This is a genomic window from Polaromonas sp. JS666, assembly GCF_900103405.1.
GTDB lineage: Bacteria > Pseudomonadota > Gammaproteobacteria > Burkholderiales > Burkholderiaceae_C > Polaromonas.
In genome coordinates this window covers 703,836-729,496 of the sequence record NZ_FNHX01000002.1, presented here as the reverse complement: position 1 = coordinate 729,496, position 25,661 = coordinate 703,836, and the positions used below count along the sequence as shown (strand labels likewise).

Sequence of the window (25,661 nt, the reverse complement as noted above, 5' to 3'; positions counted from 1 at the left end):
GCTGTCCGGTGCGGGCCGCGCGTACCGCCTTTTACGCTGTCCCCATGATGGCGAATTCCGATCCCGACCTGAAGCCCTCTTCGCCGGCGGCTTTCGGGTTTGCCGCGCTCTCCCCTCAAGTCCTGAAAATCTTCCGCCCCTTGTGGCGCGCCGTCGACCACTGGATTGAGGCCGGCGGCATGCGCATGAGCGCGGCCATGTCTTTTTACGGCATCCTGAGCCTGGCACCGCTGCTGGTGCTGCTGGTCGCCGTGCTGGGCTGGTGGCTGGACCGCGCCTACCTCGAAACCAGCCTGGTCGACCAGATCCGCAGCGTCATAGGGGCGCAGGGCGCCCAGGTGGTGCAGCAGGCGCTGTCCAGCGCGCAAGCGCCTTCCGAGGGCATCACGGCTTCGCTGTTTGCCTTTGCGCTGCTCCTGTCGGGGGCGACGGGCGTGTTCGCGGAGTTGCAGGATGCGTTTGAGCGCCTGTGGCGGCAAGGCAGCGGCGAAGTGCCGCAGCAGAAGTGGTGGCACAGCGCATCCCTGCGCCTGCGCGGGGTGGCCTACATCCTGGCGTTTGGTTTCCTGCTGCTGGTCTCGCTGGCGATTTCGACCTTTTTAAGCCTGCTGTCGGGCTGGGCGGGCAGCTACCTGCCGGTCGAAAAACTCGCCTGGGTGCTCAACGAGCTCGTGTCTTTCGGTTTTTGCGTTGCATTGTTTGTGGCCCTCATGAAGATGAGCGTGGGCCCCAAACCCGCTTTACGCTATCTGGTGATGGGGTCAGCCGCGGGGGCCATCCTCTTTGCGGTCGGCAAGCACCTGATGGCCTTTTACCTCTCCACCGCCGCCGTGGTGTCGGCCTATGGCGCGGCCGGCTCGCTGGTGGTGATCCTGATGTGGATTTATTTTTCGTCGGCCGTGCTGCTGCTGTCCGCCAGCGTGGCGCGTGCCTGGGCCGACGAGGCCGGCCGGGGCCGGCCCGCCTCAGCCTGATTTGCCGGCCTTGCCGGGTTTTTGCGCCTGTTCGCAGGGTACGGCGATCAGCTCGAATGTTCCGGCCTGCGCCCCCAGTCTGGCCGCCGTGAGGCAGCCGCCCCAGACGCAGCCGGTGTCCAGCGGCAAAGTGTTGTTGCGCAGGCGCGGCGCGGCGCCGTCCTTGGCCAGGGTGGACCAGTGGCCGAAGGCCAGCGGCGTGCCGGCGGTCTTGCGCCCGGGTACCTCAAACCACGGCAGGTAGCCGGCGGGCGCGCCATCGGCGCCTTCGGTGCTGTCAAACTCCATCACGCCTTCGGGCGTGCAAAAGCGCAGGCGCGTGAGCGCGTTCACCACCACGCGCAGCCGGTCGGCACCCTGCAGGCCGTCGCTCCAGCGCTCCGGCGTGTTGCCGTACATGGTGCTGAAAAAATCCTTGAGGTCGCCGCCGCGCAGCACCTGCTCCACCTCGGCCGCCAGCGCCATGGTTTGCGCCACCGTCCATTGCGGCAGCACGCCCGCATGCACCATCAGCCAGCCGTGGCGCTGCAGCGCCATGGCGCGATGCCGCAGCCAGTCGAGCAGCGTGCCGGCGTCGCCGGCCTGCAGGATCTCCTGCATGGTGTCGTGGCGGCCCGGCTTGCGCGCGCCCTGCCACAGCGCGAGCAGGTGCAGGTCGTGGTTGCCCAGCAGGCATTGCGCGGCATCGCCCAAGGCCGCCAGGCGGCGCAGCACCTTGAGCGACTCGGGGCCGCGATTGACCAGGTCGCCGAGGATGTAAAGGGTGTCGCGGCTGGGCGAAAAATCCAGCTTCTCCAGCAGCCGCCCCAGGGGCGCGTCGCAACCCTGCAGGTCGCCGATACAGTACATTGACATGTGTTTATTTTGCGCCAGGCCTCATGGACTTTCTGCTGATTGCTTTTTTGACGCTGCTCAACGGCGTGTTTGCCATGTCGGAAATGGCCCTCGCCTCCAGCCGCAAGGCCAGGCTCACGGCCATGGGGGAGTCCGGTGACAAGGGCGCGCAGTCCGCGCTGGGCCTGCTGGACAACCCCACGCAGTTTCTTTCGTCGGTGCAGGTGGGTATCACCTCCATCGGCATGCTCAACGGCATCATCGGCGAGGCCGCCTTCAGCGACGGCCTGGCGGCCTGGATACAGACTTTCGGCGCGCCGGAGCGCGCCTCCCAGATCACCGCCACCGCGCTGGTGGTGACCGTCATCACCTTCATCACCATTGTTTTCGGCGAACTGGTGCCCAAGCGCATAGGCCAGCTTTACCCGGAAACCGTCGCGCGCCTGGTGTCGCGGCCCATGATGTGGGTGGCGACGGGCGCCAAGCCTTTTGTCAAGCTGCTGTCCATCAGCACGCTGGCGGTGCTCAAGCTGCTGCGCATCGACAACACCGCCGGCCGCGCCGTGACCGAGGAAGAAATCGCCGCCAGCCTGGAAGAGGGCGTGGATGCCGGCCTGATCGAGGAGCACGAACACCAGATGGTGCAGAACGTGTTCCTGCTCGACGACCGGCTGCTGACCTCGCTGATGCTGCCGCGCTCCGACATCGAGTGGCTGGACGCCTCGGACACCGTGGCCCAGGCCATTGACAAGGCCGGCGCCACCGGCCATTCCTGGTACCCGGTGTGCCGCGGCAGCCTGGACGACGTGGTGGGCGTGGTCAACGTCGCCAAGCTGCTCGCGCTGCGCGGCCAGATCCAGTCCGCGTCTTCCAGCCGGGAACCAGGCCAGGGCCCGGGCGCCGTGCCCTCGGTGGCCGACCGCATAGGCGCTTACGCGGTGCCGGCCGTCTTTGTGCCGGAAACGCTCACGGGCATGGAGCTGCTGGAGCAGTTCCGCGCGCGCTCCACCCGCATGGTGTTTGTGGTCGACGAATACGGCGTGGTGCAGGGCCTGATGACGCCCATGGACATGCTGGAAGCCATCACCGGCGAGCTGCAACCCGGCGCCCAGGTGGACGCCTGGGCCACCGAGCGCGAGGACGGCAGCTGGCTGATCGACGGCGTCATGCCGGTGGCCGAACTCAAGGCCAGGCTGGACATCAAGGAGCTGCCCGAAGAAGGCAAGGGCCGCTACAACACGGTCGCCGGCCTGCTGCAAAGCGTTTCGGGCCGCTTGCTGAAGACGGCGGAAATCGTCGAATGCGCGGGCTGGCGCTTCGAAGTGCTGGACCTGGACGGCAAGCGCATCGACAAAGTGCTGGCCAGCCTGTTGCCGGAAGCCGACTCGCCTGAGTTGTAATCCTGTGTTCTGGACGCTGTGGCGGTTTTGCTGCTTTTAGATGCTGTTGTGCGATATAAGTGACCACTTACCGCAGGCTGACGAGAGGTGAGACGCCGCAACAACACCCAAGTACGTAAATGGTTGTAACTTCAAGGGTGCTGTGTTTAAACTGAAAAAAAGTTAAGGCACACATGTTTGATGTTTTTGTGTTGGCACTGACGGCGACGGCGGTGTCAGGGATGGCAACAGGGGCGGCATGCCACCACGGCTGGCTGGCGCGCGCCGCCCGCAAAAAAAGGCGTATTCCCGCGCAGTGGCACCTTCAGCCCAGGCCTTTGCTGCTCGATGCCGAGCAGGAAGTCTGGCATTGGCTGCAACGCGCGTTTTTCGACCACCACGTGGTGGTCAAGGTCCCGGTCATCCGTTTTGTCTCGCCGCGCAACGAGGCCGAAGGCCAGCGCTCCTTCGAGCTGCTCAAAAACGTCTATTGCAGCTTCACGGTCTGCGCCGCCGACGGCACCGTCATCGGCTGCCTGGACGTTCCCGGCCCCCAGGGCCTGAGGGCCAGCAGCCGCGACCTCAAGCGAAAACTGTTTGCCGAATGTGGCATTGCCTACGCCGTGGTGCGCGCCAGCAACCTTCCCACGCTGGAAGCCGTGCGCGCCGCCTTTCTCGGTGAAATCGATTTGTCGGACGACGAGGCGCCGTCCTCACCGGCCGTGCTCGGCGAGCCGCCCATGGCCTTGCCGCTGGAGGCCGAGGCCGACGCCCTGGCCACTGTACCCGACACCATGCGCGCGGCCGACGGCGGCGCCCTGGTCGCCGAGGTGCCGCATGTGGAAGCTGTGCAAAAGGGGAACCAGGTGGATCTGGCCGCCATAGCCGCGGCTCGCAGCAGCCTGCGCGCCAAGCTGGAGCGCAACCGCAAGATACGTTTTACCAACTTTGACCCGTTGAGCACCGGCTCCGGCATTGTTCACGACAACGTCGACCACCAGTTCGCGGTGGCCTGGGAAGACTCCTTCATCACGCCCGAGGACGCCCCGCCGCCTGCCGGCGCCTGAGCCAGGGGCCTTCTGCGAAGGGCCCCGCTCAGTTCGCCTTGGCGGCGTCTATCAGCGTTTTCATCTCCGCCGGCATGGCCGTGAACAGCGGCTTGCCGCCGGGCTTGGCCGGCTTTAAAAACCACTGCTCGTACCAGCCCTGGGCGGCGCCGCTGCGCATGGACTCCTTGATGGAGGCATTGACCAGCGCGCCCATGGCGGCATCGCCCTTGCGGTAGCCGATGGCGATGGTCTCCACCGACAGGCGCTCCGGCAGTATGGTGTAGTTGCCCGCGTCGGGCAGGCTTGCGAGCTGTGCCGCCAGCATCACGCCGTCGCGCGCATAACCGGCCGCCCAGCCCAGCTGCAACTGCCCCAGCGCGGCGTCGGGGTTCACGGCCTTGGCGTGCTGCCAACTCAGCGCGTGCGATTGCGCATAGCGGTCAAGGGCCGGCACCACGGTGCTGCCGTCTATGCCGACAATGCTTTTGCCCTTGAGCTGCTCCAGCGTGCTGATCATGTCCTTGTTGCGCACGGCGACCTGGATGGCGTCGACAAAAATCGGCGTGGAAAAATCCATGCGCGCGCGCCGCTCCGGCGTGTCGGTCACGTTCTCGCAGAGCAGGTCCACGCTGCCCTCGGCCAGCAGGCGCACGCGAACGTCCACTTCGGTCGCGATGTAGCGCACCGGCAGGTTTTTGTTGCCGGCGGCCTGGCGCAGGCTCTCAATCATGGGCTTGCAGAAATCGATGCTGTAACCCATCGGCTTTTCCGGCGTCTGGTGAAACGAGAAGGGCGCGGCAAGTGCGCGGTAGCCCACATTGATCTGCCCGCGGCTCTTGATTTTCTCCAGTGTGGCCTGGGCTTGGGCCCACTGCGGTATGGCCAGGGCCAACAAGGCGAAGGTGGCCGGCAACAGTCCTAGAAATGGTGTCTTCATCAGAACCTCCCGTTGTTCGGGTCCATTCTTAGGCAAAGGCCCTGAATACGCAACGCCGCCAGGGCAGGGCTTCCCCGGGTACGACCAAGGTATTCATTGTTAGTAGCCGTTGCTGCGCGAGGGCATAAAAAAGCCCCTGGTTCGCAAGAACAGGGGCTTTCAAGCTGCCGCGAAGATAAACCGGGCTCCAGCCTTGCCGGGCGCGGTATCCGGGGTTTAGCGCACGATGCAATCCACTGCGGGCCTGGCACCGGTCGACGAGCCGGTGGGCGAGGTCGGCTGGTTGAACGCCGGCGGCAGCGTGAATGGGAGCCCCGGGTTTTTCGGCACCATGGCAGGCACCTGCATAGGCGAGGCGGTGTAGCCAAACTGGCCGGCCGCGAAATTCGTGGTGCCGGCCGGGTTGGTGACCTTGATCAAACCGTCCAGCACGGCCACATACAGCCCCGGCGCGCGCGCGCCGGTGGGAGAGGGTATGACCGGAGTGTTCTGCGCCAGGGCCGCGGTGGAGGCCAGCGCGGCCAGCAAGGCCAGCGAAATCGACGTGAATTTTTTCATGGGGTTTCCTGCGATGTGGGTTGTCGAAGAAGTTGCTCGGGCGGCCTTATAGCTACCTGAGCGAAACCTCCATGCTGGCGCTGCCCTGCAGATTGCCCGCGGGCGTGGTGATCGCGGTGGCGTCGGGGCTGCGTTTACCCAATGCGCCGGCCGTGCTGCTGAAGCCGCCTTGCGTCAATTCCAGCTTCACCTTGTCGAGTTCGGGCTTGCCCGCGTCGTAGCGGTAGTGCGTCAGCACCAGCAGAGACTCGGGCTGCAGCACCATGGCCGCGCCATCCACAAACTCCAGGCGGCCGAAGGTATTGCGCCCGGTGCTGATGGTGTCGCCCTGGCGCAGCGGCGAGTTCTCGGCCAGCACCCGGCTGCGGCCCTCGGTGCTCTTGGCCACCATCAGGCCCGAGACCTTGGTGACGGTGCCCACCACCTGGGCCTGCGCCAGCGGGGCCAGTGCCAGCAGGGCCAGTGCCAATGCGGGGAGCAGGCGGGTGAAAAAAGTTGGCTGCTTCATGTCATGCGCCTTTAATTGCAATACATTTTTTTGGACGGCTCGTTTTTGGCGACGGTCGTTTTGACTTCCGCCGACTTGTCGTCCTTTTTGTCGGGAGCCAGCTTGTCCTTGTCCTCTTGTGTTGCCGCGCTGCCGGCCGCTGGAACGGAGACCGGCATCGCGGCGACCTGCTCGGGGCTGGAGTCGCTAGGCGGCGGGGTAAAAAACAGTGCTGCGCCGGTAGCGAGCGGTCTGATGCTGGAGTCCAAGGCCGTGGTGACGGCCGTGGTGGCAGGCTGGATTGCGACCGCGACGGGGACGGCGGCCGACAGCACCTGGCAGAGCACTGAATTCGGCGCGATCGAGCAGATGTTCGCGGAGGAAGCGGTTGTCGTGATGCGGGCAACGGTAGTGCCTGTGCCGGGGTAGCTGAGGACCAGGCTCGCCGTGCCGGAGCTGGAGGTGATGTTGGGTGCATCGACCGTACTGAAACTGCCGCTGCCCGAACCCGTTGCCGTCAGAAAATTGTAAATCGAATCGGCAGGCGGCACAAAGCCGTTGAGCCCGCGGACGTTGAGCCTGCCGTTCAGGCTGGCGGTGCTGCTGATGACGAGCCTGTCAAAGCTGTCGGTGCCCGCCAGTCTGATGTTCAGCACCCCGGTGCTGCCCTGCGTGTACTTGCCCTGGACAAACAGCGTGCCGGCGGATCCTGCCGTGCCCGGTGACACGGTGCCGTTGTTCAGCAGCGTCCCGGTGCCGCCCAGCGCCAGGGTGCCGGTACCGGCCAGCGTGCCGCCGGCCTGCACATTCACGCCCGCGGCGTTGATGGCCGAGCCGCCCGCCAGCGTTGTCGTGCCGCCCGCGATATTGAGCGTGCCGTTGCCACTGCCCCCGCTTTGCGACACCGTGAGCGCGCCGCCGTTCAGCGCCAGGTCGGCATTGAGCTGCACCGCGTGGTTGTCGGCCGGGTAGTTGTTCAGGTAGTTGCTGTTCAGGTTCAGAGCCAGCTTGTTTGAGCTGCTGGTGATGGGCGCATTGATGACGATGTTGTTGTTGGCGTTCAGCGTCAGCGCCGCATCGCCCCCGGCGCTCTTGGTGATGGCGGCCGACACCGTGATGTCGCCGTGCACCATGTCCATGGCAGGGTTGCCCGTGCCCGTGGTGATGCTCACATTCGTGCCGGCATCAAGCTGGGCAACAATGGTCGCCGCGCTGATATGGGCACCGGTCTCATTGGACACAATGGCATTGGTGCCCATGACGCCGCCATCCGGCCCGGCGGCCACGATCTCGATGTCGAAGGGGTCGATATGCCATTCGCCGCCCTGGCCGACCGTCGGCACGTTCACCACGTCGAGTGAACGATGGCCCGAGGTATCGACATAGCCGCCGCGGCCCGTGCTGCCCGTGGCCGACACCTGGCCGTCAATGGAGGCCGCGTTCTCGGCGATCAGCACGATGTTGCCGCCCGTCGTGCCGTTGGCGCTGATGCTGGAGGTCGCCGAGGTCCTGACATCGCCCGAAGCGCGCAGGAAAATCCGGCCTCCCTCGCGCACCGCGCTGGAGGCGCTGATCGTGCCGCTGTTGCTCACCAGGCCCGCGGCCAGGCCTATGCGCCCGGCTTCGGCCGTGATCTGGCCTATGTTCCGGGCCTCGCCCGGCGTGCCGGTGATGGCAACGGAAACGCCGGGCGTCGCGGTGTCCACCATCTGCACGGTTTGGCCCGCTGCCAGCAGCACCTCGCCCTGGGGCGCGTTCAGGCTGCCGGTGTTGGCGACGTTAGCGCCTACCAGGTAAATACTGCCGCCGCTGGCCGTGTTAATGGTGCCGGCATTGCGCACATCGCCCGGCGTGCCCGTGCCCTTGAAGTTCATGCGGCCGGCCAGGAAGTCGCTGTCGCTCACGTTCAGAGAACTGGCGATAAACCGCGCCACGTCAATGCGCGCGCCCGGTCCCACCATGATGCCGGCCTGGTTGATCAGCCACAGGGCGCCGTCGGCCCGGATGCCGCCAAGAATCTGGGAAGGGTCGCCGCCGTTGACCCTGGCCAGCAGGGCCGCCGAACTGTTCAACTGGCGCAGGTCGACCAGCGCGGCCGAGCCCACATTGAAGCTCGAAAAATTGGCAATAGCCTGCTGGCTGGTCTGGTGGATGGTGAGCGTGTTGCCGCTCTGCGCGAAGGTCGCGCTGCCTGACGTGACGTTCCAGCCTGTGGGCAGGGCGTTGGCCGGCAAGCCTTGTGCAAAGGCCTGCGTGGCGCAGGCCATCCACAGGGCGCTGGCCAGCAGCGAGAGGCGAAGGGGGCTGGAATGCAGGTGCGTGGACATGGGCATGGTGGTCTACCTTGTGTTCTTCAGAACGCCAGCGAAGCGCTCAGGTGGGCATTCCAGTCGCCCCGTTTTTCCGTGAGGGAGGTGCCCGCGTTGTTCACGCGCGCCAGGTCCACGTTCAGGCTGAAATCGCGGCTCAGCACATACCGCAGGCCCGCGCCCACGCTGGACACCGTGACACTGCCGGGCAAGCCGCTGCTGCCCACCTTGTTGTTGCTGCCATGGCCCGCGTCAATAAAAAACACGCCGCGCAGCTGGCCGGGCAGCCCGACACGGCCGGAGAGCTCCGGCGTATAGAGCTCGGCATTGGCCACGATGCCGCTGTCGGCCGTCACCGCGCGCTCCTGGAAGCCGCGCACGGTCGTCGATCCGGCCAGGCCGAACTGCTCGCCCGCGAGCAGCGGCGTGTCGGTGTACTGGGCGCTGCCGGCCAGGCGCAGCTGCCAGCCGCTGGCCAAAGACTTGAACAGCGAGGCACTCGCGCGCGCGGCCATGAAATCGTCGCGCGTGCTGCGGTTGCCCGGCGTCAGGTAAGAGTAGCGGTCCGTGCGGCCGTCGATATTGGTGTAGCGCTCACCGCTGGGAATGTTGCGCGACAGGCCGACGCTGTAGCCCGACACCTGGTCGGCGCCCTCGGTCTGGCTGCTGTAGGTGATGCTCAGCGGCGTGGTGGTGTAAGGCACACAGGAGGCAATCGGCGGCGTGGGCGGCGCGATGCTGACCGTGACGCCGCCGACTTCGCAGCGCGAGTCAATCAGCTTGTGGTCCAGGCCCAGCACCAGCTTGGCCGTGCTTTCACCGCGGCGGCCCAGGAAGTGGTTCCAGCGCAGGCCGTACACATCGCCCTTGCCGGTAAAGCCCAGCAGGCCGCCCAGCACAGGGGAACTGGCGGGCGAGTTGACGCTCGACTTGCCGTAAATAAAGTCCACGCTGTCGCCATACGCATACAGCGGGACGCGGTAGCCCACCGAATAGACATTCAGGTTCACGCCCGAAGGGCTGTCGGGCGAGGTGGTATAGGCCAGCGTGCCCACATGGTCGCGGTTAAACAGGTTGGCATGCTGCACGGCCACACCGGTGCGCCAGCGGCCGCTGGAGGGTGAGCCCGTGTTGTCCAGCGTGGTGATGATGCGCAGCGGCTTGTGGTCGTCGACCAGCACCTTGGCGTCTATGGTGCCCGGCTTGTCGCCTTCGGCCAAGGTGACGCCGACCTGCTTGGCCGGGCTTTCATTGGCCAGCTGTATCGATTCGGAAATCGCGGCCAGGCTGGGCGAGCGGCCCACCTGCAGCCGCACCAGGCTGGCGCGGATGTTGGCCTCGTCGAAATGTTGGTTGCCCGTCACGGTGATCGAGGAAATCACGGTTTCCCGCACCAGCAGCTTCACCGCGCCGCCGGCCAGTTCCTGCTCGGGCACCGACACCAGCACCGTGCTGTAGCCGGCCTTGCGATAAGCCTGCTGCAAGGCCTCGACTGCAAGCTGGATATCGGCAAAGCCGCGCTGCGGGCCGGCTAAAGGGCCGACCAGGCGATCCACTTCCGCCGCGGGCAGCAGCGTATTGCCTTCTACCTGGAAACGCGTGATCTCAAAACGTTCATCGGCGGCCGCCAATGCCGCTGCAGCGGCAGTCAGCGCCAGCGCGCCGCTCAGGCCGCAACGGGCCAGGTAAGTGATCAAGCGACTCATTTGTTCCTATCCACGGGGACCAGTGGGCTGAACAAATGGCTTGGAAAATGGAGCTCTCAAGGGGCTCTGTTCAGGGTGTTGTTCATCGTAACAGGACGTAAGTAAAAGGCATGCTTTTTGGCTGGGCCTTTTACAAATGACGCTCTCCTGTGTTGTTACATCGCCGCAATTTGCGGGAATGTACGGTGCCGGCGTTTGATCTCTCCGCTACAACGAGGACAGTCGAGGTTTCAGTGTCAGACTTCAGCGCAATTCAAATAATCGTGGGAAGAAAATGAGATTTGGCTTCAAACTGCTTTGTGCCTTTGTATTGGGGCTGATGGCATTTCTGTTTGCTCTGAACGGTTGGAAGGGGATGCTCGTAAGCATTGCCCTTCTGTGCGCTGCAAGCGCGCTCCTTATTGACAACACCCTCCGGCAATCCATTGCGGGCCTCATCGGTGGCCTGTCACTCGGCGCATTTTGTTTCAGTGCCGGCCTGGACTATTTCATGGATAACGCCCGTTATGTGCCGGATGCATGCAATGGGCGCCGACGGTGGCTTTGCCAGGCCGTGGAAGAAGTTTTGCAAAGCGGTGGGCCGAAGTTTGTGGGCCTGCTGTGGTTTGGTGTCGCGGCTGGCTTGTTCCTGTTTTCGTTGAAGGCTTTCAGCTACGTCTGGAAGAGACGCCAGATACTGAAATGAGCCAACTGATGGTGCAGGCGAAAATTAGGCGTGATAAACGTGGCGACGCGGGATCAAACTCGGGTCAGACTTCAGCGCAATTCAGCACGCATCCCTATATGGATCTGCTGCAAGCAACGCGTATTCGTATGTCATTTGGAGGCTCCCCGAATTGGCGATTTCATGGGGTCTGAGCTTGCGGGATCGACTTCAGGTGGTCGACTCAAAAAATAGTTGTCAGGGGTGGGAGGATGCTTTAGCAACCAGCCAGCCTTCTGGTTTAGCGTCAATCGAGTGCCGTCAAACTTGGCCCACTCATCTGCTGTCCCTACAAGAAGCAGCATGTTTATTATTTTGAATTTGGCGGGCAACCGTTTCAGTGAGATGGGCTGCCACTTCCCGTCCAGCAGCGCTATCGTCCGGTGACCACCTGGTGCCTCGTATTCCCCCCAATATTGACCGGTTGTCTCTTTATATTTGGTGAAATATGCGCCCTCCAATACCGCGTACCAAACTCCATCGTCTCGATCGAGAAAAACCGGTCGAAAATTCCTGAAAAGCTGGCCAACCTTTCCGGCAGGCACCCCTGCATCAAATGAGAGCGTGCAGTCTCTCGGAACGATCATGCCACCATAGGGAAGAATGCCTTGAGTGATCCGCGCAAAGGTATGTTTCACGTGAGCCACGATCACACTTTGATCATGTAGCTGGATTTCTTCTTCCCATTCAAACGCGAAGATATCGTCGTAAAGGCAAGCACTCAACAAAGGTGCCGTGACTGCTGCAGCCGCAAATGTTCGACGTTTCATGGATATGTTCCCTCGGGGATTTTGATAACCGTAGTAGCGAGTGACTTAGCGTCAGTATGAAGAGAGTAGCCGTTTCGGTTGGCTGTTCTTCTGAGAAATCTTCACAATTTTTCCTCTCACCCTCAATCACCGCCATCTGTTTGGGCTGCGATGGGCCCGAGGCGGTCGATGGACCGTCATTAGCCGGAGCTCTCAGGCCGAACTGAATGGCCTCATCGACCTGCAACCCCGCGGCAGGACATGCGCAATGATTGATTGATGGTCTGGGTGAAGTGCTCGGCCGTCTGATTGTCGAGATTGCTGGTGGTTTCGCCGAAAACCAAGACCTTGCGCTTCTTGAGCAGGGCCCGGGCAATGTCAATGCGTTGACGTTGCCCACACCCGACAAGCCGACACCAGGCTCGCCCAATGGCGTCTGGTATGGGTTTGAGCAGGATGGCGCTTCAAGCGGTGATATCGAACAGCGACGCCCCATGCCGCATCAGGCTGCGCGCGACCACCGTACGATGAATTTCGGAGGTGCCGTCGAAAATCCGGTAAATCCGGGCGTCGCGGTAGTAGCGTTCAATCGGCAGCTCCTTGCAGTAGCCCATTCCTCCAAATACCTGGACGGCCCGATCGGTCACGCGGCCCAGCGCCTCTGCGGCCTGCACCTTGACCATGGAGATCCAGTCGCGGGCATCGAGGCCTTGGTCGATCATCCAGGCGGCATGCAGAACCATGAGGCGAGCGGCGTTGATGTCGATCACGCTGTCGGCGAGCATTTGCTGCACCAGCTGGAAGTCCGCGATCGGTTTGCCAAACTGTTTTCGCTGTGCGGCGTAGTCGACCATCAATGTGAGGACGTGGCTGGCTTTTCCCACTGCCCGCGCACCGACCTGGGCGAGCCTGACGCGACCCAGCACACCCAGGGCCTGCTGCAAGCCTTTGCCTTCATCTCCCAGCAGTGCGATGGGCTCAAGGGGGACGTTGTCGAACCACAACTCGAGGTGGCTGGTGCCGCGCAGGCCCATCATTTTTTGGTCCTTGCCGAGGGTAAAGCCAGGCAGGCCCTTGTCGACGAGGAACAGCGATATCTTTTTCTTTCCGTCCTTGTCGTCGGCCGCGCCGGTCAGCGCCGACACCACAAAGAAGTCGGAGATTTCGCCGTCGCTGATGAAGTGCTTGCTGCCCGAAAGGCGCCAGCCGTCGGCCGTTTTGACGGCACGCGTCGTGATGCCGCCGGCATCCGAACCGGCGCCGGCTTCGGTGATGGCGATTGAGCAGACCCGTTCGCCGCGTACCGCCGGTTCGAGCCAGCGCCCCACCTGCTCCCCCCGGGCGGCAAGCAGCACCTCATAGACATTGCCAAACGCGCGGCGAATCAGGATGTCGGTCGTATGGCCGAACTGCTCTTCCAGCAGCATGGTATCGACCGCGCCGAGCCCGCCGCCCCCGAACTGGACGGGCATGTTCGTGGCGTACAGGCCGAGTGCCCTGGATTTTTCGTGGATGGCGCGCGCCTTGTCCGGATCCAGAAAGCCCTGCTGTTCGACTTCGTCTTCAAGCGGCCGGAGTTCTTCGTCGATGAAACGGCGTACCGTTGCGACCAGCATTTTCTGCTCTTCGTTGAGTGCGAAATCCATGTCTTTCTCCAGGTCGTCTTGTATGCGGCGGGTCATACCGGGCGCCTCCGGCAATTCGATGCCCGCATGAGGGATAAAGCGTACAGGAGCCCGGCGGCGCTTTTCTCCCGGTCGGGCGGTGTTTTTGGCGGGCCGCAACCTGCGTGTCGCTATGTTCTAGCGACCTGTCCACACCGGTTTGCGTTTCTCGGCGAAGGCCAGCGGACCCTCGATCGCGTCCTGGCTGGCCAGCATCCTTTCTGCCGCCTCGTAGCGGGCGCTCATGGCCGTTTGCAGATCGGGCATGTCAAGGCTTTGCAGCATCACCTGTTTGGAGGCCTGCACCGCCAAGGGCGCACAGGCGAGCACGCGCCCGGCCAGGGCGAATGCCGCGGGCATCAATTCCTGATGCGGTACCACCTCGTTGATCAGGCTGATGCGCCTGGCTTCCTGCGCGTCAATGCGCCGGCCGGTCAGGATCAGCATCATCGCGTCTTTCATCGGCATCTCGCGCGCCAGTCTCTGCAAGGCGCCCCCACCCAGGGCGGCAAGGCCCACCAGCGGCTCCGGCATGGCGAAACTGGCGCTGTCCGAGGAGACCGCCAGGTCGCAGGCGGCCACCATCTCGGCGCCGCCTCCGAGGCACAGGCCGTTGACCGCCGCGATCACCGGCTTGAAAAGGTCGAAACGCGTGGTGATGCCGCCGAAGCCGCTGGCCGGTTTGCGGTGCTCGCCTGTTCTTGAGAGCTCCTTCAGGTCGGTACCCACGCAAAATGCGCGTTCTCCGCTGCCGGTCAGGATGGCCACGTGCAGGTCGGGGTCCGCGGCGTAGAGATCAAAGGCCTGCGCCATCTCGAAATGGGCAGCCGGGTTCAACGCGTTCAGAACCTGCGGACGGTTGATCGTGATGACAAGAACGCGCCCGTGCCGCTCGTACCTGCAGTGCTCGAAGGAGGGGCCGGCCATGTTGACGCGCCCCCCTTACCTGGCAGCCGGCTTGAGCGTTTCTATGACCTGCGCCTTGCCGTTGACGATTTTGACGATGAAGCTCTCTCGATCAAGGTCGCCCTTGTCGTCGTACTTGACGTCGAACAACACCCCTGGATATTGCTTTGCCGAGATACTGGCGCCGTGCATCGCGGCCGCGAACGCCTTGGAATCGATCTTTCCTATCTTGTCGAAAATGGCCTTGGCGGCGTGCATGCCGGTATAGCCTTTCATGGCGTTGTGATCCGCCTTTGACTTGTACTCGTCGAGGTACCGTTTGGCAAAGGCCTGCACGGTCGGATTCGGCGCATCCGGGGTCAAGCCTACGTGCGCCACCACGCCGTTGGCTGCTTCCCCCGCGAGTTCGATGACCTTGTCGTTTGCCAGGGTGGTTTCGCCGATCACCGGCTTGTCATAGCCTTGTTTGCGCACCTCTTTCAGCACCCGGGCGGATTCCTCCTCATTGCTGTAGACAAAAAGGGCATCCGCGCCGGACTGCTTGGCCTTCAGCACCGCGCTGGAGAAATCGAGCTGGCCGGCTTCTGTCGAGATATCGGCGAGCACCTTGATATCGGCAGCCTGGAGCTCCTTGAGGACCATGTCCCGTCCACCCTTGCCGAAGTCGTTGTTGACGTAGATGATGGCCACGCTCCTGGCCTTGACGCTGTCGCGGATATAGCGGACCACCTTGGGCATGGCGGCGGCCTGGGTGAAGGAGCTTCGGAACACGTAAGGATTGCCCTGCTGCGTGATCGCGGCGGCCTCGCCGCCTATGACGTTGGGAACTTCCGCCCTGCGGGTTTCGGCCATGCTGACCAGGATAGAGCCCGAAAACACCGGCCCCATCACCAGGGGCGCCCCCTGGTCGATGGCCTTGGTCGCCAGTGACTTGGCAATGCCGGGATTCGACTGCGTGTCCCAGGCGCTGTAGCTGATCTTGCGGCCCAACACGCCGCCGGCCGCATTGATTTCCGCAATGGCCAGCTTCACGCCGTTGTTGTAGTTGGTGCCTGCGGTGGCACCGGTTCCCGATAGCTCGACCAGCCCAACGATGGAAACAGGCTGTGCGGGGGTGAGGGTGTGCATGGCCGCAAAGGCCAGGCCTGCAGCGGCGAGGCGCAGTGGTTGAAGCATGGTTGTCTCCTGACGAATAGTTGTGTGCCTGGGTTCCACGGTCCATGGAACTGCAGGAGATGCTAGGTGGCACACCATCGTTCGTCCATTCGATGGATCCGATTTGCATCATCGAGAAATTCGATAATGGTGGACAATGCCGCGATGGACCTCGATCCCCCGCTTCTCGACGTCAAATTCCTTAGGCTGCTGGATCTGCTCTGCGCCACCGGAAGCGTGACCCGATCGGCGGATGCGCTGGGCCAAAGCCAGTCAACCATCAGCACCTGGCTTTCGCAGCTGCGCCAGCAGCTCGATGACCCCCTGTTCATCAGGACGTCCAAAGGCATGCTCCCGACCCCACGCACCGAAGCCTTGATCGGGACGGTGCGGGAGATATTGGCCGGCATGTCGCGCCTGTCGCGGCCGGAAAAACCGTTTGACCCGGCGACCGCCGAAAAACGCTTTTCGATCTGCATGACGGATGCCAGCCATATCACCTTGCTCCCGAGCATCCTCAACCATGTCCATGTGGTTGCGCCCGGCATCTCCCTGCAGGCCAGCGTCATCGGCCCGGACCTGGCGGACAAGCTGGAGTCGGGTGAGGCCGATATCGCCCTCGGCTATTTGCCCTGGCTCGATGCCGGCTTCTACCAGCAGACGTTTTACAAGCAGGACTGGATATGCCTGGCCAACGCCAACCATCCCCGCATTGGCGATAACCTGGCGCAGTGCTGGAGCCTTGAGGCCTACCAGGCGGAAAGGCATATCAGCATCAGCTCCGGGACCGGCCATCAATTGCTTGACAACGCCATTGAGTCGCTGCAGATCCGGCGCAAGGTGGGCCTGGAACTGCCGGGCTTTCTGGGGCTGTCATCGATCCTGGGCGGCAGCAACCTGATCGCCACCTTGCCCCGCATGATCGGGGAGACTCTGGCGCGCGCGGGCCACTTGCGGGTGCTGCCGTGCCCGTTCGAAATTCCGGGCTTTACCGTGAAGCAATACTGGCATGCGCGGTACCAGCAAGACAGTGCCAACAAATGGTTGAGAGGCGTCTGCGCGGGGCTTTTTATGCACCAGGCATGAAGAAGCAAGAGAGGGTCGACCGTTGAGGGACTGAATCCGCCGCCACTCAAGACTTCAGGAACAGGTTTGCACAAACGCCGCGCAGCCACCGGTTGGCGGCATCGTGGTGATAGCGGGCGTGCCAGTGCTGCTTGACGGTGAATGATGGAATGGCCACGGGACAAGCCAGCACCCTGAGGCCGGCCATGCGCGCCAGCGTTTCCCCGATCTGCCGCGGCAGGGTTGCGATGAGGTCGGTTGAGGACAGGATGGCGCTCAGGCCCAGGAAGCCCGGCAGCTCCAGCAAAACCTTGCGCTCGATTTTCTGGCGTTTCAAGGCGTCGCCGAGCAATATCGAACCCGTGCCCGAGCCGATCAGGATGTGCGACTCGTCGGCATATTGGTCAAGGCTCAATGTGTCGCCGATGCGCGGATGGCCGGCATTGGCAAGGCAGACCCAGTCCTGGGTGAACAAGGTTTGCTGGTAGAAGCCGGCTTCGAGCTGGGGGATCAGCCCGATCGCAATGTCGGCATCGCCGGCCTGCAAGGCTCGCGGCATGTCGGCATCGATGCGCGCCGCGTCGAGCCGGATGCCCGGCGCCAGCGCGCGCACATGCGAGAGCAACAGGGGCAGCAGGGTGATGTGGCTCGCATCCGTCATGCAAATGCGGAAGGTTCGCACGGCGGATGCCGGATGGAAGACGGGTTCACTTTCCGAGAGCTGGCGCAGGGACTCCAACGCCGCACGAACAATGCCGACCAGCGCTTCGGCACGAGGTGTGGGCTGCATGCCCTCGGTCGTCCGCACAAAAAGCGGGTCATTGAATTGCTTGCGCAGCTTTACCAGCCAGATGCTCACGGTCGGCTGGCTCAATCCAAGCAGTTCCGCCGATCGGGTGACGCTGTTGGTGCTGTAGAGCAGGTCAAACAGGCGCAGCAGATTCGTGTCCACCATCTCGGACGGGGTCAATCGGGTTGGGGTGGTCATAGCGGGCTTGAGCTGCTGTATTGAAAAACGCAATGTTATCTATTCTAGGCATTGGATAGACGAGAGTTGGGTGCGTCCCTAGCATCCATCCCTATGAAAATCTGCATATTGGGAGCCGGCGCGCTGGGGTGTGCGATCGGTGGTGTGTTGACCGAAGCCGGCCATGAGGTCTGGTTGATCAATCGCGGTCGATCATTGGTAGAAACCCTGAGTCGCGACGGGCTCAAGGTGCGCGACGAGCGCGGCGACAGGCTGGTTCCGGTGCATGCCGCAACGCATTGCGACCAGGTGGACACCAGCACGGGGCCGGCAGACCTCATCGTTGTACTCGTCAAGTCCTTCCATACCCGTGAGGCGATCGAGTCGGCCCACGCCGTGATGGGGGCTTCAACCGTCGTGCTCTCGCTGCAGAACGGCCTGGGCCACGAGGATGTGCTGGCCGATGTCGTTGGACGCGAGCGTGTCCTCGCCGGCAAGACCTATGCGGGCGGCGTGACACTCGGGCTGGGCCACATCATCTCGGGTACGCGCGGCAAGGAAACCATCGTCGGCGAGCTTGACGGCCGGGTCAGTGAACGTGCACTGCGTATCGCCGAGACCTTCACCAGCGCGGGCCTTGTGACGACCGTGAGCCGCGACATCATGGGCACCATGTGGGACAAGCTGCTGGTCAATGTGGCGACCGGCGCACTGAGCGGCATCACCCGGCTGAACTACGGCGCGCTCTACGCGATCCCGGAAGTCGAAAACTGTGCCATGGCGGCCGTCGCCGAAGCCATCGCGGTCGCGCGCGCCGGTGACATCGCGCTCACCACTTCCGATCCCCGGCAACCCTGGCTGAAAGCCGCCGAGGGCCTGCCCCCTGAGTTCAAGGCCTCCATGCTGCAGAGCCTTGAGAAGGGCTCGGTCACCGAAATCGACTACGTCAACGGCGCCGTTGTGCGCTGGGGCGCGCGCTACGGCGTCGCGACACCTGTCAATTCCGCGCTGGTGGCCTGCATCAAGGGCATAGAGCGAGGCCTCCCGCTGCCAAGCACCGCCAAACAAACCTAAACATAAACGTAAACACAAACATAAATAGAAACAGAGACATGAGCTATCCCCAAAAATCCTATGTTGAGCACGTCGCGGTGCGCGTTCGCGACATCCAGTGGCACATCGACTTTTTCTACCAGGTACTCGGCATGGACGTGCGCGAGATCGACGGCCCCGCCGATGCGCCGAACCAGTACTGGACGATAGGCGGCATGCAGCTGATGTCCACGCCGGGCTTTGAGGCGCCGCCGAGCAACGACGCGGGCTGGCTCGCGCACATCGGCATCATGGTCGAGGATCTCGACGCCGCGATTGCCGAGGCGCACAAGTGGAAGGTCAAGCAGCTGCCCCAGGGGCGCAACTGGCTGCAGCTGCCGGACGGGCTGGCGATCGAGCTGATCCAGGCGAGCGGCAACTCTGTGGTCGAAGTTCTGGCCATCAACCCGAGGGCCCAGTGATGCGCAGTTTCACCACCCCCGAAAAATACTGGGACGATGCGGTCGTCGGTGACAGCTGCAAGAGCCCGACCTACACCGTGACGGCGGAGCGCATCGACGCTTACGCCGAGCTCACCGGCGATTTCACCCCCGTGCACGTGGATGAGGAATACGCGCGCAACAGCCATTTCGGCCAGCGCGTGGCACACGGCCTCATGGGCCTCTCGGTGGCCGACGGGCTGAAGACCCAATGCGAATACCGCTTCCTGCCCGGCATGTCGCTGGGCTGGACATGGGATTTCGCGCTCCCCATCTACATCGGGGACGTGCTGCACATTGAGTTCACCGTCGGCAGCATGCGCGCTTCCAAAAGCAAGCCGGACTGGGGCATCGTCATATTGCCCACCCGACTGTTCAACCAGAAGGGCCAGGTATTGCAGCAGGGCGAACACCGCCTCATGATCCCGCGCCGTCCCGGTGCCCGAAACCCCTCTACGGAAACCGCACCATGACTGCCCAATCCCTGCCGCTCAAAGGTATCCGTGTCATCGACTACTCGCACTTCCTCGCGGGTCCCTACATGGGCCGCTGCCTCGCGGCGCTCGGTGCCGAGGTCATCAAGGTAGAGCGCCCCACGATGGGCGACGCGGGCCGCGCGCACCCGTTCTTTGTGAACGGGCAGAGCGGCTACTTCCTCCAGCAAAACATGGGCAAGCAGGGGCTTTGCGTCAATCTCAAGGACCCGCGCGGGCTTGAGATGATGCACAAGCTCACCGATACCGCCGATGTGTTCCTCGAGAACTACCGGCCCGGCGCGCTGGACCGGCTCGGCCTTGGCTATGCCGAACTTTCGAAGCGAAACCCCAAACTCGTTTACTGCTCCGTCTCGGCCTATGGCCACACCGGTCCCGATTCGCATCGCGCGGGCTTCGGTTTGATCGCCGAGGCCAAAAGCGGGATCATGGCCATGGTCGGCAATCCGGGCGAGGCGCCGCCGCTGTTGCGCATCGCGCTGGGCGACATGTATACCGGCATCCACGGCGTTGCCGCAGTCTGCGCGGCCCTGCTGGGTCGTGTGAGTTCCGGGCTGGGCCAGCACATCGACATGGCGCTCTACGACTGCCTCGTCTCGATGCATGAATACGCGGTGCAGTGCTACACCTTCTCCGGCGGCACCGAGATCCCGGTGCAAACCGGCCACGACCTGCCGCAATCGACCCTGTACGGCGTGTTCAGCGCCACCGACGGCTATATCGTGATCGCCGCCCAGGTTGACGATGCCTGGAAACGGCTCGCGGCCCTGGTGGGCGGCCCGGCTTTCGCCGCTGATGCGCGCTTTCACAGTGCGAGCGGACGGAACGCGAACCGCCTCGAAATCCTGCCCGTCGTAAGAACCTGGGTGTCGACCCGAACGGTCGCGGATTGTCTCGCGCAACTCGATGCCATCGAAGTGCCAAGCGCCAAGGTCCAGGGCATCGATGAGGTCGTCGCCGACCCCCAGGTGCTTGCCCGCGGCATGTTGATCGAGCAGGAGCACCCCGTCCTCGGCAAGGTCAAGCTACCGAACCTGCCTTTCCACTTCTCGGGGTGCGATACGACGATCACGATGCCGGCCCCGCTGATGGGCCAGCACAACCGCAGTATTGCCGCAGGCCTTGGCTACTCGGCGGCGGAGATCGACCGGATGGTCACGGACGGCGTGCTTTACGCGGAGAGCGCCGTGAAATAAAGGCGGGTGTCTGGAACAAAGAAGCCAGTCCACTGGCGGAAATCGGAGACAAATCAATGACTGACCAATACGCCGTGATCGGCCGTCCGATCGGGCACAGCAAATCACCGCTGATACACGGCATGTTCGCCGAGGCCACCGGGCAAGACATGGCCTACCGGGCGATCGAGGGTTCTCCTGAAAGCTTTAGAGCTCAACTGGATGAATTTCGGGCTTCCGGCGGCCGCGGCATGAACATCACCGCGCCTTTCAAGCTCGATGCCTTCGCCTATGCGGGAAAGCGTTCCGAGCGGGCCGAGCTGGCGGGGGCGGCGAACGCGCTCAAGTTCGAAAACGACGTGGTGTACGCGGAGAATTTCGACGGCGTGGGCCTGGTCCGTGACGTCACCCACAACCTTGGCTGCGCGCTCAAAGGCAAGCGCATCCTGATGCTGGGCGCGGGCGGCGCCGCCCGCGGTGCATTGCTGCCGTTTCTTGCCGAAAAGCCGGCTTTGTTGTTGATCGTCAACCGGACTCTTTCAAAATCTTCCCAATTGGTCAGCGAGGTCAGCAGCGATATCCCGTTGACATCGTGCGGTTATGGGGACCTGGCCGGCCAGCATTTCGACTTGGTCTTCAACGCCACCTCGGCCAGCCTGAGCGCCGAGCTGCCGCCTGTTCCTGCAACGGTTTTCGCCAACTGCGAGCTGGCCTACGAATTGGCTTACGGCAAAGGGTTGACGCCCTTTCTTCGCCTTGCCCGGAACGCCGGCGTCAAACGTATTGCCGACGGTGTCGGCATGCTCGCCGAACAGGCTGCCGAAGCCTTCGAGTGGTGGCGCGGCATGAGGCCCGACACCCGCCTGGTGATCGAAAAACTGACCGTGCCCCTGGGTTGATCGGGAATTTCGCATGAATTACAAATTCGACTTCAATCCGGTGCTCAACGGGTTTCCAGACCTGCTGATGGGGTGTGCCGGCACCCTCGGCCTCGCCTTTGCGGGCCTTCTGCTTTCCTCGGTGATTGGTGCCGTCGGCGTCGCGCTCAGGGGGTCTCATGTGGCGCCGGTACGCTGGATGGTCATTACGTTCGTCGAGCTCATCCGCAACACGCCCTTCCTGGTCCAGATCTATTTCGTGTTCTTTGCCTTGCCCTTGGTGGGCATCCGGCTGGATCCGACACCGACGGCGATCATTGCGCTGGGCGTGAACGGCGGCGCCTATGCCATCGAGATTCTGCGCGGCGGTGTACAGGCCATCGACAAAGGGCAAATCGAAGCGGGCCATGCCCTGGGCCTGAGCAAGCTCCAGGTGTTCCGCCTGATCGTTTTCAAGCCTGCCTTGCGGGCGGTGTTTCCTTCCCTGGCCAGCCAGTTCATTTTGTTGACCTTGACGACGAGCATCGCCTCCGCGATCTCGGCCTATGAGTTGACTTCGGTTGCGCAGCGCATCGAATCGGACTCGTTCCGCAGTTTCGAGGTCTACGGCACGGTGACATTCCTCTATCTTGCGATGTCGACGGCGCTACTCATGGGCATGAGCGCCATTGCCCAGCGCATGTTCAACTACCCGGTGAAATAGATGGACGCCTTCACCATTTCCCAATTCCTGTTCCTGCTCAAGGGCTTGCAGTGGACGGTTGCCTTGTCGCTGATCGGCTTGTCCCTGGGCGCTGTGGCCGGATTGCTCATCGCGCTCGCGCGAACCTCCGGTTTCAGGACGCTCAAGCGCATCACCGGCGGCTACATCATGTTGTTCCAGGGAACGCCTTTGCTGATGCAGTTGTTCGTGACCTACTACGGCCTGGCATTGATTGGGCTGAAGCTCGACCCGTGGGCTTCCGTTGCGATTGGTTTCACGCTGCATGCCAGCGCATTTCTCGGTGAAATCTGGCGCGGCTCGATCGAAGCGATTCCGCGCGGCCAGACCGAAGCGGCAAACGCCCTTGGCGTCAACTACCTCACGCGGATGCGCAAGATCGTCTTGCCCCAGGCGCTGCGTATTTCCCTTCCGGCGACCATCGGCTTCCTGGTTCAGCTGATCAAGGGCACCTCGCTCGCGGCGATCGTCGGGTTTAACGAGCTTGCCCGCAGCGGCAGCATCGTCTCGAACCAGAATTTCAAGCCGCTGCTGGTCTATGCCGTCGTAGCCATTCTTTACTTCTCGATGTGCTGGCCGCTCTCCCTCTATGGGTCGCGGCTGGAACGCCGACTTGCCACGGGCGCCCGGTGACCGCTCCTGACAAGCTTCCAGTCACCCGCTTTCAAAAAAAACCTAAACCGGAGACCATGACATGACTTTCAAAACGATTTCTTCCAAGCGCCGCCAGCTGATGCTCGGCGTTGCAGGCCTGATCGCCGCGTCCACGCTGATCACCGCTCCCGCCCGGGCCATTACCTCGGCCGAGATCAAGGCCAAAGGCAAGCTGGTGGTCGGCATCCAGGCCGCCAACCCGCCCTGGGGCTTCGTCGATTCGACGACCGGCCAGGCCGACGGCATCGACGCCGACATGGCGAAAGCCTTTGCCAAGGAGCTCGGCGTGCCGGTCGAATTCGCCGGCCTGGAGGTCGCCAACCGCATTCCGGCGCTGACGTCCGGACGTGTCGACGTGCTGTTCGCGACGATGGCCATGCTTCCGGACCGCGCCAAAGCCGTGCAGTACAGCAAGCCCTATATCGGCAACTCGATCTTTCTGGTGGCGGCCAAGTCCGTGGTGGTGAAAACCAATGCCGACATGGGCAAGCTGGTGATCGGCGTGCCGCGCTCGAGCACCCAGGACAGCGACGTGACCAAGAATGCGCCTCCGGGCACGGTCATCCGCCGATTCGACAACGATGCGGCCACGATACAGGCGCTGCTTTCCGGTCAGGTCCAGGCCGTCGGCGGCAATGTGTTCTATGCGCGCCGCCTCAATGAAGCCACGCCCAATACCTACGAGAACAAGCTCGAGTTCACGCAGCTGTTCAACGGCGCCTGCACCAGGCTGGAAGACAAGGAGCTCAACACCGTCCTCAACGCCTTCATCGACAAGATCAAGGCCAACGGCGAGCTCGCCAAGATCCAGCAGAAGTGGACCGGAACGTCGATGACGAACTTCCCGGCCAGCATCGAAGGCGTTCCCTTCGTTGCCAAGTAATCCCGTCGTCCGGAAAGAGCCAGAGCCATGAATCAAACCGCCAACCAGCCTGCCGGCGCGGGCACCCCGATGATCGTGATGGAAGACGTCGATAAATGGTACGGCTCCTTCCAGGCCCTGACCGGCATCAATTTGTCGGTCCGCGCAGCGGAAAAAATTGTCCTGTGCGGGCCCTCGGGCTCGGGCAAGTCCACCTTGATCCGCTGCATCAACCACCTTGAGGGCTACTCCAAGGGGCGCATCCTCGTCGATGGCATCGCGCTGACCAATGATGCCAAGGCGATCAACGCCGTGCGCGCCGAGGTCGGCATGGTATTCCAGCAGTTCAATCTTTTCCCGCACCTGACGGTGCTGGAAAACTGCACGCTCGCGCCCATCAACACGCGTAAGCTGTCCAAGGCCCAGGCGGAGGCCACGGCGCGGCGCCTGCTCGAGCGGGTGCGGATCGGGGAGCAGGCTGAAAAATACCCAGCGCAACTGTCTGGCGGACAGCAGCAACGGGTGGCGATTGCGCGTGCGCTGTGCATGGAACCCAAGGTCATGCTTTTCGACGAACCGACCTCGGCGCTGGACCCCGAGATGGTGAAGGAGGTGCTCGATACCATGGTCGCGCTGGCGAACGATGGCATGACCATGATTTGCGTCACGCATGAAATGGGCTTTGCACGCGCCGTCGCGGACCGCGTGATCTTTATGGCCAGCGGACAGATCGTCGAAGAAGGCCCTCCCAAGGAGTTCTTCGCGAACCCGAAACACGAGCGCACGCGGGCATTTCTCGGTGACATCCTGGCCGGGCACTGAAGCCGGAACCAGACTAGCTCCGCGCAGAGGAAGCCCATGCCAAAAACCAGGATCGCGGTAGCCGGTGCCGGCTATATCGGGCAAGCCCACGTGGGCGTGGTGCGCAGCAGCCCCACCTGCACCTTGTCCGCCATTGTCGATCCGGCGCCTGGCGCCGCCGCACTGGCGGCCGCTGCCGGCGTGCCGCATTACGCATCGCTGGAGGAACTGATTTCGAAGGACCGTCCCGATGGCATCGTGCTTGCGACACCCAACCAGCTGCATGTTGAGCATGCCATGTGCTGCATCGACGCCGGTTTGCCGATGCTGCTCGAGAAGCCGCTGGCACCGACATTCGCCGAAGGCGAGCGCCTGGTCCAGTTGGTCGAGCGCTCTGGTGCCAAGGTGCTGATTGGCCACCATCGCGCCCACAGCCCGATCATGGCCAAGGCTAGCGAGGTCGTGGAGTCCGGCCAGCTCGGCCGGCTGGTCTCGGTGACTGGCAGTGCAACCTTTCTGAAGCCCGACAATTATTACGATGACGCGCCATGGCGGCGGGAGCCGGGCGCCGGGCCTATCCTGCTCAACATGATCCACGAGGTCCATAACCTGCGCATGCTCTGCGGCGAGATTGTGGCGGTGCAGGCCATGGCTTCGCACGCGGTACGCGGGTTTCCCGTTGAAGACACCGTGGCGATCTCCCTGAGGTTCGCAAGTGGCGCGCTCGGGACCTTCATGCTTTCGGATACAGCCGCCAGCGCCCGAAGCTGGGAGCAGACCTCGCAGGAAAACAAGGCCTACCCCAGCTATGACGACGAGGATTGTTATGTCATCTCAGGCACCAACGGCAGCCTGTCGGTGCCGACGATGAGGCTCAAAACCTACCCGCGTACCGAAGACCGCTCCTGGTGGAAACCGTTCGAACAGGGGGTGGTAGGCATGGTTCGCGACGACCCGATCAAGCGCCAGATGGAGCATTTCGGCGCGGTGATACGCGGCCAGGCGCAACCCCTGGTGAGCGCGAGGGACGGCCTGGCCAACCTGCGCGTGACCGAAGCGATCGTGCAGGCGGCGAAGTCCGGCCGCACGGTGGAACTTTGAT

General features: G+C 63.1%; 26 protein-coding genes. 15 read left to right on the top strand and 11 right to left on the bottom strand.

Translation table 11 applies throughout. From position 1 onward, the window contains the following. The first annotated feature begins 44 nt into the window (after nt 1–44). Complete coding sequence (locus BLQ85_RS07855; RefSeq protein ID WP_074575739.1) at nt 45–974, top strand: YihY/virulence factor BrkB family protein; 930 nt, start codon at nt 45–47, stop codon at nt 972–974. Here BLQ85_RS07855 and BLQ85_RS07850 read toward each other — a convergent pair. Beyond that, on the bottom strand, nt 966–1,829 hold the full coding sequence (locus BLQ85_RS07850) for a symmetrical bis(5'-nucleosyl)-tetraphosphatase (protein ID WP_074575738.1): 864 nt from the start codon (nt 1,827–1,829) through the stop codon (nt 966–968). The genes BLQ85_RS07855 and BLQ85_RS07850 overlap by 9 nt on opposite strands. Before the next feature lie 23 nt (nt 1,830–1,852). Here BLQ85_RS07850 and BLQ85_RS07845 point away from each other — a divergent pair, with 23 nt between their 5' ends. Both BLQ85_RS07845 and BLQ85_RS07840 read left to right on the top strand, forming a co-directional pair. Continuing rightward, complete coding sequence (locus BLQ85_RS07845) at nt 1,853–3,208, top strand: hemolysin family protein (RefSeq protein ID WP_074575737.1); 1,356 nt, start codon at nt 1,853–1,855, stop codon at nt 3,206–3,208. A 173-nt stretch (nt 3,209–3,381) separates the two neighbouring features. Beyond that, nucleotides 3,382–4,254 carry a DUF2726 domain-containing protein gene (locus BLQ85_RS07840; RefSeq protein WP_074575736.1) on the top strand — a complete coding sequence of 291 codons (873 nt, stop codon included), beginning with the start codon at nt 3,382–3,384 and terminating at the stop codon, nt 4,252–4,254. Nucleotides 4,255–4,282: 28 nt separating this feature from the next. Here the strand turns inward: BLQ85_RS07840 and BLQ85_RS07835 are convergent, their stop codons facing one another. The 5 genes from BLQ85_RS07835 to BLQ85_RS07815 all read right to left on the bottom strand — a co-directional run bounded on the left by BLQ85_RS07835 (nt 4,283) and on the right by BLQ85_RS07815 (nt 10,233). After that, the gene (locus BLQ85_RS07835) at nt 4,283–5,173 is read right to left on the bottom strand and encodes a transporter substrate-binding domain-containing protein (protein WP_083336773.1); all 891 of its coding nucleotides are present in this window, start codon (nt 5,171–5,173) and stop codon (nt 4,283–4,285) included. 216 nt (nt 5,174–5,389) lie between these two features. Continuing rightward, the gene (locus tag BLQ85_RS07830; protein ID WP_074575734.1) at nt 5,390–5,731 is read right to left on the bottom strand and encodes a hypothetical protein; all 342 of its coding nucleotides are present in this window, start codon (nt 5,729–5,731) and stop codon (nt 5,390–5,392) included. A gap of 52 nt (nt 5,732–5,783) precedes the next feature. Then, nucleotides 5,784–6,239 (bottom strand): FecR family protein, encoded by a 456-nt coding sequence (locus BLQ85_RS07825; protein ID WP_074575733.1) that lies wholly within the window; start codon nt 6,237–6,239, stop codon nt 5,784–5,786. Between the two features lie 11 nt (nt 6,240–6,250). Beyond that, nucleotides 6,251–8,551, bottom strand: a complete 2,301-nt coding sequence (locus BLQ85_RS07820; RefSeq protein WP_074575732.1) for a two-partner secretion domain-containing protein — start codon at nt 8,549–8,551, stop codon at nt 6,251–6,253. Nucleotides 8,552–8,571: 20 nt separating this feature from the next. Next, nucleotides 8,572–10,233 (bottom strand): ShlB/FhaC/HecB family hemolysin secretion/activation protein, encoded by a 1,662-nt coding sequence (locus tag BLQ85_RS07815; protein WP_074575731.1) that lies wholly within the window; start codon nt 10,231–10,233, stop codon nt 8,572–8,574. A gap of 319 nt (nt 10,234–10,552) precedes the next feature. Between BLQ85_RS07815 and BLQ85_RS07810 the strand changes: the two genes are divergently transcribed. Next, nucleotides 10,553–10,918, top strand: a complete 366-nt coding sequence (locus BLQ85_RS07810; protein WP_217631806.1) for a hypothetical protein — start codon at nt 10,553–10,555, stop codon at nt 10,916–10,918. A gap of 131 nt (nt 10,919–11,049) precedes the next feature. On the opposite strand, the gene BLQ85_RS24205 is transcribed toward BLQ85_RS07810, so the two are convergent. From BLQ85_RS24205 to BLQ85_RS07795, 4 genes are all read right to left on the bottom strand, one after another. Beyond that, nucleotides 11,050–11,706: a hypothetical protein gene (locus tag BLQ85_RS24205; RefSeq protein ID WP_139200917.1), complete on the bottom strand. Its 657-nt coding sequence runs from the start codon at nt 11,704–11,706 to the stop codon at nt 11,050–11,052. Nucleotides 11,707–12,149: 443 nt separating this feature from the next. Further along, nucleotides 12,150–13,331 (bottom strand): acyl-CoA dehydrogenase family protein, encoded by a 1,182-nt coding sequence (locus BLQ85_RS07805; RefSeq protein ID WP_074575873.1) that lies wholly within the window; start codon nt 13,329–13,331, stop codon nt 12,150–12,152. Between the two features lie 156 nt (nt 13,332–13,487). After that, nucleotides 13,488–14,276 (bottom strand): enoyl-CoA hydratase-related protein, encoded by a 789-nt coding sequence (locus BLQ85_RS07800; protein ID WP_074575729.1) that lies wholly within the window; start codon nt 14,274–14,276, stop codon nt 13,488–13,490. Between the two features lie 15 nt (nt 14,277–14,291). Then, the gene (locus BLQ85_RS07795; protein WP_074575728.1) at nt 14,292–15,431 is read right to left on the bottom strand and encodes an ABC transporter substrate-binding protein; all 1,140 of its coding nucleotides are present in this window, start codon (nt 15,429–15,431) and stop codon (nt 14,292–14,294) included. A gap of 144 nt (nt 15,432–15,575) precedes the next feature. On the opposite strand from BLQ85_RS07795, the gene BLQ85_RS07790 reads away from it, so the two are divergent. Beyond that, nucleotides 15,576–16,496: a LysR family transcriptional regulator gene (locus BLQ85_RS07790; RefSeq protein ID WP_074575872.1), complete on the top strand. Its 921-nt coding sequence runs from the start codon at nt 15,576–15,578 to the stop codon at nt 16,494–16,496. 46 nt (nt 16,497–16,542) lie between these two features. Here the strand turns inward: BLQ85_RS07790 and BLQ85_RS07785 are convergent, their stop codons facing one another. Next, a complete protein-coding gene (locus tag BLQ85_RS07785; RefSeq protein WP_175456071.1) occupies nt 16,543–17,445 on the bottom strand; it encodes a LysR family transcriptional regulator in 903 nt (300 codons plus the stop codon). A 111-nt stretch (nt 17,446–17,556) separates the two neighbouring features. Between BLQ85_RS07785 and BLQ85_RS07780 the strand changes: the two genes are divergently transcribed. The 10 genes from BLQ85_RS07780 to BLQ85_RS07735 all read left to right on the top strand — a co-directional run bounded on the left by BLQ85_RS07780 (nt 17,557) and on the right by BLQ85_RS07735 (nt 25,660). Then, nucleotides 17,557–18,516 carry a ketopantoate reductase family protein gene (locus BLQ85_RS07780; protein WP_074575726.1) on the top strand — a complete coding sequence of 320 codons (960 nt, stop codon included), beginning with the start codon at nt 17,557–17,559 and terminating at the stop codon, nt 18,514–18,516. A gap of 38 nt (nt 18,517–18,554) precedes the next feature. Further along, nucleotides 18,555–18,956 (top strand): VOC family protein, encoded by a 402-nt coding sequence (locus BLQ85_RS07775; protein WP_074575725.1) that lies wholly within the window; start codon nt 18,555–18,557, stop codon nt 18,954–18,956. Further along, entirely contained in the window at nt 18,956–19,447 is a 492-nt protein-coding gene (locus BLQ85_RS07770; RefSeq protein WP_074575724.1) for a MaoC family dehydratase, read from the top strand. The genes BLQ85_RS07775 and BLQ85_RS07770 overlap by 1 nt, the downstream gene beginning before the upstream one ends. Next, nucleotides 19,444–20,664, top strand: a complete 1,221-nt coding sequence (locus tag BLQ85_RS07765; protein ID WP_074575723.1) for a CaiB/BaiF CoA transferase family protein — start codon at nt 19,444–19,446, stop codon at nt 20,662–20,664. The genes BLQ85_RS07770 and BLQ85_RS07765 overlap by 4 nt, the downstream gene beginning before the upstream one ends. Before the next feature lie 56 nt (nt 20,665–20,720). Continuing rightward, nucleotides 20,721–21,542: a shikimate dehydrogenase gene (gene aroE / locus BLQ85_RS07760; RefSeq protein WP_074575722.1), complete on the top strand. Its 822-nt coding sequence runs from the start codon at nt 20,721–20,723 to the stop codon at nt 21,540–21,542. Between the two features lie 13 nt (nt 21,543–21,555). Further along, nucleotides 21,556–22,224: an amino acid ABC transporter permease gene (locus tag BLQ85_RS07755; protein WP_074575721.1), complete on the top strand. Its 669-nt coding sequence runs from the start codon at nt 21,556–21,558 to the stop codon at nt 22,222–22,224. Then, nucleotides 22,225–22,875: an amino acid ABC transporter permease gene (locus BLQ85_RS07750; RefSeq protein ID WP_074575720.1), complete on the top strand. Its 651-nt coding sequence runs from the start codon at nt 22,225–22,227 to the stop codon at nt 22,873–22,875. Nucleotides 22,876–22,936: 61 nt separating this feature from the next. Then, nucleotides 22,937–23,779, top strand: a complete 843-nt coding sequence (locus BLQ85_RS07745; RefSeq protein ID WP_074575719.1) for a transporter substrate-binding domain-containing protein — start codon at nt 22,937–22,939, stop codon at nt 23,777–23,779. Between the two features lie 27 nt (nt 23,780–23,806). Next, nucleotides 23,807–24,580, top strand: coding sequence for an amino acid ABC transporter ATP-binding protein (locus BLQ85_RS07740; protein WP_305790504.1), 774 nt, complete (start codon nt 23,807–23,809; stop codon nt 24,578–24,580). 36 nt (nt 24,581–24,616) lie between these two features. Continuing rightward, entirely contained in the window at nt 24,617–25,660 is a 1,044-nt protein-coding gene (locus BLQ85_RS07735; protein ID WP_074575718.1) for a Gfo/Idh/MocA family protein, read from the top strand. Nucleotide 25,661: the final 1 nt, after the last annotated feature.

Excerpts from the sequence above, each read along its gene's own strand:
- BLQ85_RS07745 (WP_074575719.1), top strand. The coding sequence starts at position 22,937 with ATGACTTTCAAAACGATTTCTTCCAAGCGCCGCCAGCTGATGCTCGGC.
- BLQ85_RS07840 (WP_074575736.1), top strand. The coding sequence starts at position 3,382 with ATGTTTGATGTTTTTGTGTTGGCACTGACGGCGACGGCGGTGTCAGGG.
- BLQ85_RS07790 (WP_074575872.1), top strand. The coding sequence starts at position 15,576 with ATGGACCTCGATCCCCCGCTTCTCGACGTCAAATTCCTTAGGCTGCTG.
- BLQ85_RS07765 (WP_074575723.1), top strand. The coding sequence starts at position 19,444 with ATGACTGCCCAATCCCTGCCGCTCAAAGGTATCCGTGTCATCGACTAC.
- BLQ85_RS07815 (WP_074575731.1), bottom strand. The coding sequence starts at position 10,233 with ATGAGTCGCTTGATCACTTACCTGGCCCGTTGCGGCCTGAGCGGCGCG.
- BLQ85_RS07740 (WP_305790504.1), top strand. The coding sequence starts at position 23,807 with ATGAATCAAACCGCCAACCAGCCTGCCGGCGCGGGCACCCCGATGATC.
- BLQ85_RS07845 (WP_074575737.1), top strand. The coding sequence starts at position 1,853 with ATGGACTTTCTGCTGATTGCTTTTTTGACGCTGCTCAACGGCGTGTTT.
- BLQ85_RS07855 (WP_074575739.1), top strand. The coding sequence starts at position 45 with ATGATGGCGAATTCCGATCCCGACCTGAAGCCCTCTTCGCCGGCGGCT.
- BLQ85_RS07805 (WP_074575873.1), bottom strand. The coding sequence starts at position 13,331 with ATGGATTTCGCACTCAACGAAGAGCAGAAAATGCTGGTCGCAACGGTA.
- BLQ85_RS07830 (WP_074575734.1), bottom strand. The coding sequence starts at position 5,731 with ATGAAAAAATTCACGTCGATTTCGCTGGCCTTGCTGGCCGCGCTGGCC.
- BLQ85_RS07820 (WP_074575732.1), bottom strand. The coding sequence starts at position 8,551 with ATGCCCATGTCCACGCACCTGCATTCCAGCCCCCTTCGCCTCTCGCTG.
- BLQ85_RS07755 (WP_074575721.1), top strand. The coding sequence starts at position 21,556 with ATGAATTACAAATTCGACTTCAATCCGGTGCTCAACGGGTTTCCAGAC.
- BLQ85_RS07735 (WP_074575718.1), top strand. The coding sequence starts at position 24,617 with ATGCCAAAAACCAGGATCGCGGTAGCCGGTGCCGGCTATATCGGGCAA.
- BLQ85_RS07795 (WP_074575728.1), bottom strand. The coding sequence starts at position 15,431 with ATGCTTCAACCACTGCGCCTCGCCGCTGCAGGCCTGGCCTTTGCGGCC.
- BLQ85_RS07800 (WP_074575729.1), bottom strand. The coding sequence starts at position 14,276 with ATGGCCGGCCCCTCCTTCGAGCACTGCAGGTACGAGCGGCACGGGCGC.
- BLQ85_RS07770 (WP_074575724.1), top strand. The coding sequence starts at position 18,956 with ATGCGCAGTTTCACCACCCCCGAAAAATACTGGGACGATGCGGTCGTC.
- aroE (WP_074575722.1), top strand. The coding sequence starts at position 20,721 with ATGACTGACCAATACGCCGTGATCGGCCGTCCGATCGGGCACAGCAAA.
- BLQ85_RS07810 (WP_217631806.1), top strand. The coding sequence starts at position 10,553 with ATGGCATTTCTGTTTGCTCTGAACGGTTGGAAGGGGATGCTCGTAAGC.
- BLQ85_RS07835 (WP_083336773.1), bottom strand. The coding sequence starts at position 5,173 with ATGAAGACACCATTTCTAGGACTGTTGCCGGCCACCTTCGCCTTGTTG.
- BLQ85_RS07780 (WP_074575726.1), top strand. The coding sequence starts at position 17,557 with ATGAAAATCTGCATATTGGGAGCCGGCGCGCTGGGGTGTGCGATCGGT.
- BLQ85_RS07750 (WP_074575720.1), top strand. The coding sequence starts at position 22,225 with ATGGACGCCTTCACCATTTCCCAATTCCTGTTCCTGCTCAAGGGCTTG.
- BLQ85_RS07775 (WP_074575725.1), top strand. The coding sequence starts at position 18,555 with ATGAGCTATCCCCAAAAATCCTATGTTGAGCACGTCGCGGTGCGCGTT.
- BLQ85_RS07850 (WP_074575738.1), bottom strand. The coding sequence starts at position 1,829 with ATGTCAATGTACTGTATCGGCGACCTGCAGGGTTGCGACGCGCCCCTG.
- BLQ85_RS24205 (WP_139200917.1), bottom strand. The coding sequence starts at position 11,706 with ATGAAACGTCGAACATTTGCGGCTGCAGCAGTCACGGCACCTTTGTTG.
- BLQ85_RS07825 (WP_074575733.1), bottom strand. The coding sequence starts at position 6,239 with ATGAAGCAGCCAACTTTTTTCACCCGCCTGCTCCCCGCATTGGCACTG.